General features: G+C 33.0%; 13 protein-coding genes. 8 read left to right on the forward strand and 5 right to left on the reverse strand.

All coding sequences use genetic code 11. The features are described from left to right. Window positions 1-199 precede the first annotated feature (199 nt). Complete coding sequence (gene rlmD, locus JHL18_RS06920) at window positions 200-1,567, forward strand: 23S rRNA (uracil(1939)-C(5))-methyltransferase RlmD (RefSeq protein ID WP_200267464.1); 1,368 nt, start codon at window positions 200-202, stop codon at window positions 1,565-1,567. Between the two features lie 166 nt (window positions 1,568-1,733). Here the strand turns inward: rlmD and JHL18_RS06925 are convergent, their stop codons facing one another. Together JHL18_RS06925 and JHL18_RS06930 are read right to left on the reverse strand one after the other, a co-directional pair. After that, the gene (locus tag JHL18_RS06925) at window positions 1,734-2,798 is read right to left on the reverse strand and encodes a hypothetical protein (protein WP_200267466.1); all 1,065 of its coding nucleotides are present in this window, start codon (window positions 2,796-2,798) and stop codon (window positions 1,734-1,736) included. Between the two features lie 16 nt (window positions 2,799-2,814). After that, window positions 2,815-3,639, reverse strand: a complete 825-nt coding sequence (locus JHL18_RS06930; protein WP_200267468.1) for an alpha/beta hydrolase — start codon at window positions 3,637-3,639, stop codon at window positions 2,815-2,817. Between the two features lie 114 nt (window positions 3,640-3,753). Between JHL18_RS06930 and JHL18_RS06935 the strand changes: the two genes are divergently transcribed. Further along, window positions 3,754-4,422 (forward strand): helix-turn-helix domain-containing protein, encoded by a 669-nt coding sequence (locus JHL18_RS06935; protein WP_200267476.1) that lies wholly within the window; start codon window positions 3,754-3,756, stop codon window positions 4,420-4,422. 20 nt (window positions 4,423-4,442) lie between these two features. Here the strand turns inward: JHL18_RS06935 and JHL18_RS06940 are convergent, their stop codons facing one another. Beyond that, on the reverse strand, window positions 4,443-5,237 hold the full coding sequence (locus tag JHL18_RS06940; protein WP_200267478.1) for an SDR family NAD(P)-dependent oxidoreductase: 795 nt from the start codon (window positions 5,235-5,237) through the stop codon (window positions 4,443-4,445). 258 nt (window positions 5,238-5,495) lie between these two features. Here JHL18_RS06940 and JHL18_RS06945 point away from each other — a divergent pair, with 258 nt between their 5' ends. The 5 genes from JHL18_RS06945 (at window position 5,496) to JHL18_RS06965 (ending at window position 11,398) form a co-directional block, all read left to right on the forward strand. Next, a complete protein-coding gene (locus JHL18_RS06945; protein ID WP_200267480.1) occupies window positions 5,496-6,260 on the forward strand; it encodes a MurR/RpiR family transcriptional regulator in 765 nt (254 codons plus the stop codon). A 331-nt stretch (window positions 6,261-6,591) separates the two neighbouring features. Next, on the forward strand, window positions 6,592-8,172 hold the full coding sequence (locus JHL18_RS06950; RefSeq protein WP_200267482.1) for an alpha-glucoside-specific PTS transporter subunit IIBC: 1,581 nt from the start codon (window positions 6,592-6,594) through the stop codon (window positions 8,170-8,172). A gap of 86 nt (window positions 8,173-8,258) precedes the next feature. Next, entirely contained in the window at window positions 8,259-9,584 is a 1,326-nt protein-coding gene (locus tag JHL18_RS06955; protein WP_200267484.1) for a 6-phospho-alpha-glucosidase, read from the forward strand. A 41-nt stretch (window positions 9,585-9,625) separates the two neighbouring features. Further along, a complete protein-coding gene (locus JHL18_RS06960; protein WP_200267486.1) occupies window positions 9,626-10,114 on the forward strand; it encodes a PTS sugar transporter subunit IIA in 489 nt (162 codons plus the stop codon). A 129-nt stretch (window positions 10,115-10,243) separates the two neighbouring features. Further along, window positions 10,244-11,398, forward strand: a complete 1,155-nt coding sequence (locus tag JHL18_RS06965) for an MFS transporter (RefSeq protein WP_200267488.1) — start codon at window positions 10,244-10,246, stop codon at window positions 11,396-11,398. Between the two features lie 85 nt (window positions 11,399-11,483). Here JHL18_RS06965 and JHL18_RS06970 read toward each other — a convergent pair whose 3' ends face one another. Continuing rightward, complete coding sequence (locus JHL18_RS06970; RefSeq protein WP_200267490.1) at window positions 11,484-13,319, reverse strand: ABC transporter ATP-binding protein; 1,836 nt, start codon at window positions 13,317-13,319, stop codon at window positions 11,484-11,486. Then, window positions 13,306-15,051 carry an ABC transporter ATP-binding protein gene (locus JHL18_RS06975; RefSeq protein ID WP_200267492.1) on the reverse strand — a complete coding sequence of 582 codons (1,746 nt, stop codon included), beginning with the start codon at window positions 15,049-15,051 and terminating at the stop codon, window positions 13,306-13,308. Before JHL18_RS06975 ends, JHL18_RS06970 begins: the two co-directional genes overlap by 14 nt. A 109-nt stretch (window positions 15,052-15,160) precedes the next feature. Between JHL18_RS06975 and JHL18_RS06980 the strand changes: the two genes are divergently transcribed. Continuing rightward, a complete protein-coding gene (locus tag JHL18_RS06980) occupies window positions 15,161-15,973 on the forward strand; it encodes a MerR family transcriptional regulator (RefSeq protein WP_200267494.1) in 813 nt (270 codons plus the stop codon). The last annotated feature ends 95 nt before the right edge of the window (window positions 15,974-16,068 follow it).

Raw genomic sequence — 16,068 nt, forward strand, 5'->3', positions numbered from 1 at the left:
AGAATGTGTCAAATTAAACCGCATATCTTCAGTCCTTTAGTATAAAAAGTAGTATTTATAAATTATGTTGACATAAAGCCTTATTTAAAGGACAATTTATAAGTATGCATGGTTAGGATTTATAAAATAAATGTTTATAAACTCTTTACTATGAGACAATAATGAAAATTATAAAGCAATTACACTGAGGTGAGTTTTAATGATAGAAAAAAATAAAGAATATATTGTAGATATAGTAGCACAAGGTTATGAAGGCGAAGGTATAGCTAAGCTAGAGGGAAACTTTACTATGTTTGTGGAAGGTTCCTTAAAAGGTGAGAAAGTAAAAGTAAGAGCTATAAAAGTAAAAAAGAACTATGCTTATGGTAAGATTATAGAAACCTTAGAAAGCTCAAAAGAGAGAGTGGATCCTGTTTGTCCTATATATAAGAGATGTGGAGGCTGTAGAATTCAACATACATCATATAAAGAACAGCTTAACTTTAAAACTGAGAGAGTTAAAGATTGTATTACAAAGATAGGAAAGTTAAATAGTGATATCGTAAGGGATACAATAGGTATGGGGAATCCTTATAGATATAGGAATAAAGTTCAGCTCCCTATTGGTCTTCAAAATGGAAAGCTAACTATAGGCTTCTTTGCTCCAAGAAGTCACGAGATAATAGATATGGAAGGCTGCCATATACAAGATGAAGTTGCTGATAAAATAGTAAGGCTTACTAGAAAGTGGATTGAGGACTATAAGATTAGACCATACTTCGTTGATGGAAATTATGACGAAGGTGGAGTTCTAAGACATATAATGATAAGACGAGGCTTTAAGACAAATGAAGTTATGGTTGTGATTGTGACCAACGGAAAAGTATTGACTCATAAAGAAGAATTTATAAATATAATAAAAGACAATGTACCAGGAATAAAAAGTATAATACAAAATATAAACAATAAAGCCACTAATGTAATACTTGGACAAGAATCCATAACTTTATGGGGTGAGGATACTATAAGTGATTACATAGGTGAGTTTAAATTTAATATATCTCCTTTATCTTTCTTCCAAGTAAACCCTACACAGACTGAAGTTTTATACTCTAAGGCTTTAGAATTTGCAGAGCTTAAAGGAGAAGAAACTGTCTTTGATGCTTACTGCGGAACAGGAACTATAACACTATTCCTTTCTCAAAAAGCTAAGAAGGTATATGGAGTAGAGATAATAAAAGAAGCTATAGATAATGCATGGATAAATGCGGAAGAAAACTCAGTAAATAATGTAGAGTTCTTTACAGGGGAATCAGAAAAGGTAATACCTGATCTAATAGATAAAGGGATAAAAGCAGATGTTGTAGTGGTTGATCCACCAAGAAAGGGTTGCGATAGAAAGCTGCTAGAAGCTATAACCTCAATAGATGCAAAGAGGATAGTTTATGTATCTTGTGACCCAAGTACTTTGGCTAGAGACTTAGCTATAATTGAAGAGTTAGGCTATAAAACTGTTAAAGTGCAGCCTGTAGACATGTTTCCGCAGACTAGTCATGTTGAGTGCGTTGTTAGAATAGAGCGGAAATAGCCTGTTACAATAGGTGTTGCAGGTTTTGTTAATATTTTTAGGTGTGTTTTAAGTCCTCTCAAACTTAGGTTTGGGAGGACTTAGGGGTTCTGCAGCAGGAGTTCTGGAACCCCATTGGCCATTAGTTGCAAGGTAATAGCCTTAGTCGCCTGACTCATAAAGGTAGTTACTCCATCAAGTACCTCTTCCTCAAATCCACATAGCTCTCAACTTCATTCCAATAATTATCCTCATCTTTAGGAATAGGATTCCAATCATTATCCGGCCAATTGTTTTGAACCTCTTCGAAGTTTTTACCCTCTAAGTATGAATAATCTACTGTGCAGCCCTGCTGTTCTTTTATTGGCTTTGTAAAGATGTAGCCGTCGGACATTTCCTTGAGGGTGAAGGCTTTATAGAGGATCGAGTTGTAGCTGTCATCGGGGATATCGCCCATTACCGTGTTTAGTAAATCAAAGCCAACGGGTTTATTGCCTAAGCTCTTCATAATAGTTTCAATAGTCTTTATTCCGCTTGTGGTATCAGGAAGCAGCGTATTTATGTTCATTGCAGGTTGATGCAGTATAATGTTAAATATTCTTGAACCGAATTTTTCATATAATCTGTTGCCAAGCCATCCACCCTGGAGAATGAAGAACTGATCTGCATTACCATCAAAGATAGGGTTTTTGAATTTGGTGAAGGCGTGGGGAGTCCCTGTTAATATAAGGAGCTTTTCATCCTTGGATAAAATTTCTCTTTCAACAAGATTTGCTCTGAAGGCCTCGATATTTCCTTTGTGAAATATCTTTTTAAAGTTTATGGGAGTTCTCATACCTGAAAAACCTTCCCAGTTATAAATATAGCTAAGGTTTAAAATTCTGAACTTCTTTGCATCTTTTGGCAAGGACCTGTTAAATTTCCAAGCAGCTTTATATATGTCGGTGTATTCATTATAAGCCCATTTAACGTTGTAGTTAAACATCAGGCGTCTTTCTTCCATCTCATCATAATTTTCACCGGTAATAAGCTTGTCTAAGTCTGCTTGGTCTTCGCTGGCTCCAAATTCCATTCCAAAGTTGTATATGCCTGCTTTATATAATAGTGGAATAAGTTTAATGCACAGATCCAGGTTGCTTTTTACAGCATGATCTTCCCCTAATAATATAACATCATGTTCCACAAATTTGCTTATGATATACTGCTCTGGAGTTAAGAAGTTTTCTTTTAAATATTTAATATACTTTTCCATTTAAACACCCCCGAATTTATAAATTAAAGAGCCAATTAATCATGGCTGGAAATCTTTTGCACCAACAGGCTTCATTGTGGATGTCCCCTTCGGCAATTTCATATTTTACATCCTTAAGGTCAAAGCCGACGTCCTTTAAGGTCTGGTAAACATTGTTGTTACAACTCAAATATACTTGCGGAAAATCTGGGTTATTAGGATTGCTTGTTTCGTCTGTACCAACATCCATATATATTCTCATAGTTTCTCTTTTACCTTCACTGATAATAAAGTTTTTAACTTCTTCTTCTGCAAAATACATAGCAGAGGAAAAGGCGGCTATTTTTGAAAATACATCCTGATACTTTATTCCTGTACACATAGATATAAGCCCGCCCATGGAGCTTCCGCAGATCCCAGTGTTGTTCCTATCCTTCAAGGTTTTATAGGTAGTATCAATAAATGGCTTCAAGGTATTTACTATAAAATCAATATATTTAAAACCTTCTCCCCCGAGCATTCCGATAGCCTTCGCATGGGGAAGATATTCACCTCCCACCTCACTGTACCAAGGACAATACTCCGAATATCTGTAATTGCAGCCGTTATCAATTCCAACCACGATATAAGCCTTCTCAGGATTCTCATTGTATAGGTTATCTAAGGTTACAGCTATGTCCCAAATGGTTCCAAAAGATGACGTTTTTACAGTGAAAAGGTTCTGAGCATCATGCATGTATATTACCGGGTAGTGCCTGGCCGATTCATTGTAATGCGGCGGTAAATAAATTCTTATGGTTCTGTATCTATCCAGCTCCGGCATATAAAAATTCTCTATAACATCAATTGTTCCCTTTTTCATTTTCCTTCCTCCATTCATAATCTCATAGCATAATTATAGAACTATATTGGAAGTGAAAATGGTATATAATTATATTAAATTGTACTATATTAATTTAAATTTAGGAGAATGAATATGATAGAAGGCTTTATATCAGACTACTTTATCTTTGTACCTGAATTTGATGCGCTATTGGATATGAATAATATAAGCGAAATTAACCGCCTTATAGAGAGTAAGCATAAGTACGAGCTGGAGGTTGAAAAGAATATTGAAGATAAAAGGATAGATTTGTTTATATGGCAGGGGGTATTGGTGCGAAAAATCTCTCAAGCTAAAAATATGGTTATGAACACTATAATGCATGAAACCTACAATAAATTTTATCAGAGGATTAAGTCCTGCAGAAACTTAAAGGAGCTGCAGAACTTGGAAAATGAAATATTCTCAGTGTACTCGGACTTTGTTATCTACTATTCTGAGGTTACTGACAATTATACTTTGAATAGAATTTTAAAGCATATCCACATGAATATTGAAAGCTATATTTCTCTACAGGATATCAGTGAAGATTTAAACTTATCTAAGCCTTACATAAGTTTAGTGTTCAAGAAGCACATGGGCTTAACGGTGATGGATTATATAATGAACTTAAAGATTAACAGAGCAAAAACTTTTTTGACCACAACCACCCAAAGTATCATGGAAATTTCTCAAATCCTTGGCTTTCATGATTCCAGCCATTTTTGTAAGACTTTTAAGAAGATTACTGGAGTGACGGCAACGGAGTACAGGAAGAGATAGAATACACTCAAGACAACTAATTATTTTTTCTTAAATATATTTTTAACTTTGATAAAAGCGCCTTGACTGGAAGGTGATATATATCTTTCCTTTGGATGTTTGTCTTCTACTGCTTTTATGTATTTATCTATAATAGAATCAAAGTTAGTGGATTCAGTAAGTTTGAACAACATATATTGTTTGCTTTTTAATGAACGTAAATTATCTTTAAAATAAGAATTAATCTTCATCCAATTAAATTGCTTTGATATATTTTTTTGATTAAATCCAGTAGCATAACTTCCAGGTTCTATTAAAATAACAGGAATATGAACATTTTTAAGTTCTTTAAGTTCTTCATTTAGAGACGGAGCTATGGCTTCTAAAGCAAACTTAGTTGCACAATAAGGAGATAAAAAAGGAATGGGTGATCGTCCAGCCAAAGAAGAGACGAAAATTATCCTTCCTTTTTTTCGAGAAATCATTTGTTTTAATACAAGTTGAGTTAATTCAATTGGGCAAAAAACGTTTGTTTCAAAAGTATCTCTATACACATTGATATCTACTTCAGCTACTGAACCAGAATTGCCAATGGCTGCGTTATTTATTAGAACATCAATTTCGAGATTAGCTACCTTCAGTCTATCATCACCATTCAAAATATCCAATCTAAAGCTTTCAAGTGGAAGATTATATTTCTTATTTAAGATGTTTATTCTATTTGCTTGTTCATCGCTATGAGTTGTTGCATACACATAATGACCTCTATGAGCTAAGGCAAAAGCTGCTTCACGCCCAAGGCCAGAACCACAGCCAGTAATTAATATTCTTTTCATGATATCACCTTAATTTCTTTAAATACATTCAATAATAATTATTATTTCTATATTTAATGAAAATATCAATATTTCTTAAATCACTATATGATTTGTTTATTCATCCAATAAGCGAACAAGTGCGTACTAAATAAATCTGCAGTATAATACGCTTGTATAAAATTTAGCATATTGTTAAATAATCTATATTTTACTGAAGAGATTTGTGCTAAAATACAGAATATAGGCATATGACAGGATTATGGGGGGCTCTCTTAAATGAAGTTAGAAGAATTAGTGAACAAGTACTATGATGATTTAACGCCTAATGATTTTCATATATGGAGATATATCGCAAGTAACAAAAGGAAATGCAGTGACCTAAGTATTGAGGAATTAGCCAGCTTATGTAATGTATCTCGAACAACTATATTAAGATTTGCTCAAAAGCTTTCCTTAAAAGGTTTTAGTGAATTGAAGGTGTATTTAAAGTGGGAAACCAGTGAGCAGGTAGAGCTGGAAACTGAGCCTGTTAAGGTTATATGTGAAGGCTATAAGAAAGCTATAAATGATATATTGAAAAAAGATTTTAGTGCAGTATGTAAATTGATATATGAAGCAAATAGAGTATTTGTACATGGTTCAGGAGACATTCAAATGGAGGTTGGTAAAGAATTAAAGAGAATGTTTTTACATGGCGGGGATTGTATTTATGATTTTGAAGGATTAAGTATTGATCCGGCTTTCTTTAGTCTAGTAACTCCAAATGATTTAGTTATTTTAATATCCTTAAGCGGTGAGTCCAGTAGGGTAGTTGAATTAGCTAAAAAACTGAAGCTTCTTAATGTAAAAGTAGTATCTATTACAAAATTGAAGGATAATACTCTTGCTAGTTTAAGTGATGAGAATATATATATTACAACATCAGTAGTGAACATTAATAGTGATCATAGGTCCTATGAATCAACAGTAATTTTACGTATTATTGTTGAGATGCTGTTTGTTAATTATAATATCTATAAAAAACTAAGAGGAAATAAATAAGGGCAATAATAGAGACAGTTTCTTTCGTTTAATATGCAAGAAGCTGTTTTTTTACTGTAAAGGAATTAATCATGAAGTTGAGTGTTTTATAAAGTATAATAGAAAAAAGTTTGTGTTTTCCAAATAAAGTATAAATTTAAAAGGTTAGATAAACCTAGATATTTCAATGGGTCTAGGAACCTTTTATTACCTGTGAAAAATCACAGGTAATGTGATTAAACACAGGATTGATACATTGTACCTAAAACGATTACAAGTATTGAAAAGGAAACCGAATGTAGTTATTATATAGCTATCGGGCCTGAAAAAAATTGAAGGGTGGTAATTCACAATGATGAAAAAAATTCAGCGTTTTGGTGGAGCGATGTTCACTCCTACGCTACTGTTTGCCTTTGCGGGTATTGTAGTTGGTTTCGCAATTCTATTCACTAATACAGCAGTTATGGGAAGTTTAGCTAATCCAGATGGAAACTGGACTAAGTTTTGGAATATCATAGCTCAAGGTGGATGGACAGTATTCATGCAGCTTCCTCTACTTTTTGTAATCGGTTTACCAATAGGACTCGCAAAAAAACAAAATGCAAGAGCATGTTTAGAAGCAGTAGTTATTTATCTTACATTTAATTATTTCCTATCACAGATATTAACTTATTGGGGTTCAAGCTTTGGCGTTGATATGAAGGCTGCAACAGGAAGTTCAAGTGGACTAACAATGATTGCAGGTATTAAGACCTTAGACACTGGTATGATCGGAGCTTTAATTATTTCAGGAATCGTAATTTATATTCATGATAAGTATTTCGATATAGAATTACCAGAAGCTTTAGGTATATTTAAAGGTTCAACATTTATATACATGGTAGGATTTTTCGTGATGATTCCTCTTGCCTTTGCGTTTGCAATTTTATGGCCACAAGTGCAAATAGGTATACGTTCTATGCAAGGCTTCTTCATCTCCTCAGGAGCTATCGGAGTTTGGGTATATTCCTTCTTAGAAAGAATATTAATACCAACAGGTTTGCATCACTTTATTTATTCACCATTTGTATACGATAACGCAATTGTACCTGGCGGTACAGCTTCTTATTGGATAAAACATTTAGGAGACTTTGCTACATCCTCAAAATCATTAAAAGAAATGTATCCAGTTGGATTCTCATTATCAGGTATGTCGAAGGTATTTGGTTCTATCGGTATAACACTGGCATTCTTAAAAACTGCTAAACCAGAAAAGAAAAAAGCTGTTTTAGGATTAATGATTCCAGTTGCAACAACAGCAATATTAACTGGTGTAACAGAACCAATAGAATTTACTTTCTTATTTATAGCTCCAGTATTATTCTTAGTTCACTCTTTATTAGCAGCAACAGTTTCTACAATAGCATTTCAATTTGGAGTTGTTGGTGACTTTGGAGGAGGTATCATTAACTGGTTTGCAGTAAACTGGATACCACTAGGAAAATTCCACTTTAACACATATTTAACTCAAGTTATTATTGGAGTAATCTTCGCTATTCTTTGGTACTTTATATTTAAATTCTTAATTGAAAAATTGAACTTAAAAACACCAGGAAGAGAAACTGATGAAGAAGAAACAAAGCTATATTCTAAAAAAGAATATAACGCTATGAAAGAAGAAGGAAAAGGTAAGAAATTAAATCAAAATGCTATAAAAGCAGCAAGTTTCCTAGAGTTATTAGGAGGAAAAGAAAACATAGTAGATGTTACTAACTGTGCAACAAGATTAAGGCTTACAGTAAAGGATCCAGCTAAAATTGCTCCAGCTTCAGAATTTAAAAAAGCAGGTGCACATGGCTTGGTTAATAACGGAGATGCAATTCAAGTTATAGTTGGATTATCTGTTCCTTCTGTAAGAGAAGAGTTTGAAAATTTATTGACTGTATATAAATAAACTAATCAAGAAGAATTTCAAAGTATAAATTTAAGTAAGAAATGAATCATCTATAATAATAGAATAAATGGAAGAAGGTTGAAAATATGAAGAAGAATTCAGTACTTATTGCAGGTGGAGGAAGTACCTATACACCTGGTATCGTAGCAACTTTGTTAGCAAATATGGAGCAATTTCCAGTTAGACAAATTAAATTATATGATAACGATGAAGAAAGACAAAAAGTTCTAGCTGAAGCCTGTAAAGTGATAGTTGCAGAAAGAGCTCCAGAGGTTAAATTTTCTTATACAACAGATCCTGAAGAAGCTTTTACAGATGTAGATTTTGTTATGGCTCAACTTAGAGTTGGAAAGTATGCAATGCGTGAAATGGATGAAAAAATTCCATTAAAATATGATGTGGTTGGACAAGAAACTTGCGGACCAGGTGGAATAGCATATGGTATGAGATCAATTGGACCTATAATTGAATTAATTGATTATATGGAAAAGTATTCACCAAATGCTTGGATGCTTAACTATTCAAATCCTGCAGCCATTGTAGCAGAAGCAACTAGAAGATTAAGACCAAACTCAAGAATTATCAATATTTGTGATATGCCAGTTTGTCTTGAAGAAATAATGGCAAGAGTATTAAAGCTAAAATCAAGAAAAGATATGGAAGTAAGATACTATGGTCTAAATCATTTTGGCTGGTGGACAAGTATTGTAGATAAAGATGGAAATGACTTAATGGAAAAAATTAAAGAACATGTAAGCAAGCGTGGTTATGAGGAAGACTATCCAGCTGGTCAACACAAAGAAGAAAGCTGGCTTGAAGCAATGAGAGCTGCAAAGGATCTTCTTGAAATTGAACCAACAACTTTACCTAACACTTACTTAAAATATTACTTATTGGCGGATGAGACTGTAGAACATGCAAATAAAGAATATACAAGAGCAAATGAAGTTATGGATAGAAGAGAAGTAGAAGTATTCTCAACTTGTAGAAAGATTGCTGAAGAAGGAACTTCAAAGGGTTACTTCGAAGTGGCAACAGAACACTCTTCATATATTATTGACCTAGCAAGAGCACTTGCATATAACACAAAGGAAAGAATGCTTCTAATAGTTGAAAATAAGGGTTCAATCGAGAACTTTGACAGTACTGCTATGGTTGAAATACCATGTATTGTAGGAAAAGATGGATATGAGCCTTTAGTAATGGGACCTATACCAACCTTCCAAAAAGGTTTAATGGAGCAACAAGTTGCATCTGAAAAATTAGCAGTTGAGGCTTGGATTGAAGGTTCTTACCAAAAATTATGGCAAGCTATTACTATGTCAAAGACTGTTCCAAGTTCAAAAGTTGCAAAGCTTATATTAGATGATTTAATTGAAGCTAATAAAGGCTACTGGCCAGAGTTAAAGTAAAAGAGGTTTACAATATAGGAACAGATTAAGGAGTATGTGCTATGTTTGATTTTTTTAAAAAGACAAGTTCAGATTGTGTAATTAAGGCACCGGTTAGCGGCAAGTGTGTAGCATTAGAGGATTTGAAGGATGGAGTGTTTTCTGAGAAGATGCTTGGTGAAGGTGTTGCTATTGATACAACGGGAGATGTGGTGTGTGCACCTTGTGATGGTGTGATTGCTACAATTGTACCTTCTAAACATGCTTTTGCTATGAAACTTAAGAATGGATTGGAGATACTCGTTCACATTGGTCTTGAAACTGTTTCTTTAAACGGTGAAGGTTTTACTATACTTGCAGAGGAAAATGAGAAAGTGAAACTAGGAACTCCCATCATAAAAATAGACCGTGCTTTTATTGAATCAAAAGGAATATCACTTATTACACCGGTAATCATAGTAGGAGAGCAGCAATATGACCTTAATAAATGCGCTATTGGTGAGCAAGTAACTAAAGCCGAAAGCAGCATTATAGAATGTAAGCTTAAATAATTTTATAGATATACCACTTCGAAACGAAAGCTATTTTTAAAACTCTGACGGCTTCTTATAAGATGATTTTAAAATAATAAGTTTTATTACGAAGTGGTACATCCGTAAATAGAGACAGCAGGTAACGAAGTGGAAAAAAGTAAACAAAAATATTTATATGCATTTTCATATATACTTCTATATATGGCCTTCTCATTTGCTATGACACAATTTACGCCGTTTTTATCTAAGCTTGGCTATGACTCTATGCAAAGGGGGATACTTTTATCCTCCTATGCATTTACTACCATTGTATTTCAAATGCTGTTTGGATTTCTTTGTGACAAGTATGGCTCAGTAAAGAAGTTTGTAGTAGCGGCTTTAATGATTTATGCGGTTTCAACTTACTTATTTTATAGCATGGAGACACAATTTTTCATATATCATGTGATTGTAATTGCCTTTAGTGGTGGACTAGTAAATACAACCTGTGGCTTGTGTGATGCATGGGTGCTTGGGTCTGACAAGCATTTAAGAAAGAACCTTTCATTTATAAAGACCTTTGGATCAATGGGATGGGCAGCCGGCAGTATTATTTTATCCTCCATTATTTCAAGATTTGGGTATAGCGGTGTAAGTAATGGTATCCTAATTTTATGTATTCTTTCACTAGGAGTATTACATTTTATAAAGGATGTAGACAGACATAAGGATAAAAACACTGGAAAATTAGGATTAGCTGATATAAAAGAGCTTATTTTAAATAAAAGATACAGCTTACTAGTTTTTATACTTTTCTTAATGTACTGTGTTATTATAACCAATAATACAGCGGTTGTAGATAAAATGCTAGCAATTGGAGCTACGGATTTACAAATTGGCTATAAGTGGTCAATTCAATCTATGATAGAAATTCCAACATATTTATTTGGTAGTTACTTTTTGAGAAAGTATAACCATTACTTTCTGTTAAAAGTTTCAGCTTTGGCTCTGACTATACAATTTGTTTTATTGGGAATGAGTAGCAGCATAACACAGATTATTGCATTAAGCACATTTCAAATGTTAACAACTCCATTAGTGATGATTACCTCGCAAACCTTAATATATGGGTTAACCAGTGAAAAAATGAAAGCAACAGGTCAGCTTTTTGCACTAAGCATTTTTACTGGGGTATCATCCTTGATAGTTCCAGCAGGTGCAGGGGTTATGACAAGATATTTTAACCCTAGTACAACACTGTTTGTTGCAGCTAGCTTTGGAGCTTTGGCATTTGCTTTAATTAATGTTTTGAAAAAAATATAATATTACTTATAAAAGGACTGCTGTAGAGTGAGTTGGAAATTCATTCTACAGCAGTTTTTTACTTCAATGATATTCTTTTTTATTTTTAATTTACTAACTCAAATTGGCTATAATAAAGAGAAGCATAGAAACCATTTTGTGATAAAAGATTCTTATGGTTGCCTCTTTCTATAATATCTCCATCTTTTACTACTAGTATCATATCTGCATTTTGGATAGTAGAAAGTCTGTGAGCAATTACAAAGCTTGTTTTATCTCTCATTAGTCTTGATAAAGCTTTTTGAATTTGTAATTCTGTTCTTGTATCTACACTTGAAGTAGCTTCATCTAATATCATAATGCTTGGGTTAGTTAGCATAGCTCGAGCTATAGTTAAAAGTTGCATTTGCCCTTGAGAAATATTCGAGGTGTCACTTGATATAACAGTATCATATCCATGTTCAAGCGTACGAATAAAGTGATCACAGCTGGCAGCTTTTGCAGCCGCTATAATCTCGTCCCTAGTAGCATCTCTCCTACCATAAGCGATGTTTTCAGCTATTGTTCCTTCAAATAGCCATGTATCTTGAAGTACCATACCAATTTGCCTGCGAAGTATATTTTTAGGTATCTCTGTAATATTAGCTCCATCTATTGATATAGTTCCACCATTTAATTCATAGAAACGCATAATTAAGTTAATTAATGTAGTCTTTCCTCCGCCTGTTGGTCCAACAATCGCTACCATTTCATTTGGTTTTACTTCAAGGTTTAAATTCTTTATCAAAGTTTTTTCCTCAGTATATCCAAACCTTACATTCTCAAAGTTTACTCTACCCTCAGTTATAGTATTTATATTAATAGAATTATCATTTTGCACATTGTCTGTAACTTCCTCTTCTTCATCTAATAATTCAAACACTCTCTCGGCTCCAGCAATAGCTGATTGCAAAGACATGATGGTATAAGAAGCTTGCGTAACAGGTTCGGACACTTGATTTACATATTGTAAAAAGGCCTGAATACCACCTAAGGAAATTTGCCCGTTGAGAGTCATTATCCCACCTACAACCGCTGTTACAATAAAACCTAATTGATTTAAAAATCTTATTAATGGATATATTGCAAAATCCAGAAATAGAGCTCTTCTGTTTGTTTCAAACTGCTTCTTGTTTAGCTTACTAACTTCATCTATTATATCAGCTTGCTTATTAAATACTTTTATGATACGATTTCCGGAATATACTTCTTCAACTTTTCCACTTAATTCACTAATAGCGGCAAAGTTAGCAGCATAGTAACGTTGGCTTAAGAGTGATACGCAATTGGTTGCTATAACACTAATTCCTATAAAGATAAAAATCAATAAAGATAGTTTTAGGTTTAGGATGAGCATTGCAATAACAGTAAGTATAATAGTAAATGAAGAAGAAATTAGTTGCACAAATCCAAGCTGCATTACTTGTGATACTTTTTCAAGGTCAGTAGTTACTCTATTCATGACATCTCCTGTTTTATGGGAGTCAAAGTATTTAAGTGGCAGCTTATTTATTTTAACACTTATATCTTGGCGTAGTGAGTAAGTTAGATTTTCACCAATGCTAGCTACAATATACTGCTGAATATAGGAAAGTAAACTGCTAATGATAGCAATAGCTACTACCCCTAAAACAGGAAAGAGAATTGCCTCTTTTAGCATAGCTACAATGCTTACAGATCCATCAAAAATTTCAATTGCTTTTACTAAATTATTTATTGCACTTCCAACTAATAACGGCATGCCTGCGTAAGCTGCACTTCCAAGTAATGTTGATATGCCTACAATTATTAGCTTTTTCTTTTGATCTGCTAATTTCATAATCAGTCTTTTGACAGTTTTTTTTGTGTTTTTAGGAATATCTTCACTAAAATCTATTGAATCCATTTCTTTATCCTTCTTCATGAAATGCCGCCTCCTTTGTATCCATCTGGCTTTTAGCGATTGCTTGATAAACAGAACACCTTTTCATTAATTCATTATGTTTTCCACTATCAACGAGTTTTCCTTCATCTAATACAAGAATTTTATCTGCATCTATAATAGTGCTTACTCTTTGTGCAATTATTATTTTGACTGCATCTGACATATTTTCTTTAAGAGCTTTGCGGAGAGCCAAGTCTGTCTTTAAATCTAAAGCCGAGAAGCTGTCATCGAAAATATAAAGTGGCACTTTTCTTACAAGAGCTCTGGCTATAGATAAACGTTGTTTTTGTCCACCAGAAAAATTAGAACCTCCTTGAGACACCTGTTCTTTTAACCCCATAGGTAATTGATCTACAAAATATTCTGACTGAGAGATTTTAAGTGCTCTTCTCATTTCTTCGATAGTTACATCCTTATTGCTCATTTTTAGGTTGTCTTCTATTGTGCCGCTAAATAATAAGGCTTTTTGGGGAACATAGCCTATTTCATTTCTTAGGTCATATTGTGAGAAACTTCTTATATCAGTTCCATTAATACGAATTTCTCCGCTATCTATATCGTGCAGCCTTAAAATAAGATTGGCAATAGTACTCTTGCCAGAACCTGTACTACCTATAATAGCAATGGTCTCTCCTTTATTGCCGAAAAAGGATACGTCCTTAATAACTGGATATTCAGCTCCATGATAGCTAAAAGATACATTTTCAAATTTAACAACGGGAGAATCTCCATTAATACCTTCTTTTTCTACATTTAAATCTTGAATCTCTGTATTAATTTCTAAAACTTCCTCTATACGGTTAAGTGAAGATACCATCTTAGGAATAGTAACACAAGTTGATGTAGCCATTATTAAATAACTAATAGTAATAATTGAATATTCTATAACTGATGTGATTTGCCCTATTTGCATGGTTCCCTTCATAGCAAAGACACTACCTAACCATAGCATAATAGCCATAGTTAGTCCCATAATAAGCCACACAACTGGATTAAGTATAGCAAACAGCCTATTTAGCTTTATCATGTCTGTAGCATATACATTAAAAGACTTTTCAGCTCTTTGTTCTTCATACCTCTCATTTCCAAAGGCTCTAACAACTCTAATTCCAGTGATAGCCTCTCTAATTACCTGATTAATGCGATCTAACCTACTTTGGACTCGTTTAGAAATAATTATTGATTTTTTTAGTACTAATCCAGCAAAAGCTAAAAATATTATTATAGATGCAATAAGTATTAAAGCTAAGGTTAAACTAGTTTTTGCTGTCATAAAAATAGATGCAATTATAATTAGTGGCGCTGGAATTATAAGTTGAATAATTAGCCCAAAGGTTTGTTGCAGATTAGAAATATCTGAAATTGTACGAGTTATCATTGAGGAAACTCCGATGGTATCAAATTCACGAATAGATATTTCCTGACTTTTACGAAAAATCTTATCTCTCATTTCATAACCTAAAACTGCAGCGAGGTCAGCAGAATAATAACTTCCTATTACAGCTGCTAGTGTTGTTATTAGAAGTACTACTAGCATTTGTGCGCCTATATAAAGAATTTTATTTATATCACCTTTTAAAATTCCATCGTCAATAATTCCTGCTATTAAGAACGGTATTAGTAATGTTCCAACTACTTGACATAAAAGTATGAATTGCGTAATTAATATTTTTACTTTTTTTTCTTTTAAGAATAGTTTTAAATACTTCATAATTTACCTCCAGTGATCATGTATTCTTGCAAGTATTTACTGTAATTGATATTATAAAGGTTAAAGTAACTTTAATGTCAATGTATTATCTATAGTTTAGGAGGACATTATGAAAGATAAATCTTATATGACAATTAATAAATTCTCTTTTTTGACTGGTATCAAGCGTGAAAACTTAAGATATTATGACCAAGTTGGATTATTATCACCAGAGTTTCGTGGCGATAATGGATATCGCTACTATGCTAGGAATCAATTAACAACAGCATATTTAATTAGTTCTCTTAGAGAAATTGGCATTGGAATTGAAGAAATAAAAAGATATATAGATATACGAACTCCTGAAGAGATGTTTGCTTTATTTAGTTCTCAAAAAAAACATATATTAAGTGAGATAAAAAAGCTTAAACGTATACTAGAGGTTATGCAACTTTATGTGGATATGGCTGAGGAAGCTATGAAATACGAGGAAGGTAGTATAAATATTGAATATAAAAATAAACAGCCAATCTTTTTAAGTAATACAGTTTCAAAGGCTCCGCTTGATGAGTACTCAGAAGATTCTGCTATATCTTTTTATAATTATGCATATGAAAATGGAATTAATATAGGGTATCCCCTTGGTGCTATCATTAGTAAAGAAGACGGTGAGTCTGAAAAAAACTTACAGTCTATTCAATATTATTTTAGAACTTTAAATGATTATAATTCGTATAAACCTCAAGGTAAGTATGTGGTCTATTATGGAAGATGTGCTTATGGAGAGTCTCATATCCTTTATGAAGAATTATACAAATTTATAAAAGAAAATAATTTGCGCATTTGTAGTAATTCCTATGAGGAATATCCTCTAAATGAACTTTCAGTTAAAGATGAAGATCAGTACTGTGTTAAAATAGAAATAATGGTTGAAGATATTTGATTGAATCCATCAATGTCTTAATAATATTTTGCGTTTTATTTAATCTGCTATAAATGCGGAGTTTTCTAGCAAAATCTTCTATAGAAATTAAAAGT

Source organism: Clostridium yunnanense (genome assembly GCF_016595795.1).
GTDB lineage: Bacteria > Bacillota > Clostridia > Clostridiales > Clostridiaceae > Clostridium_AR > Clostridium_AR yunnanense.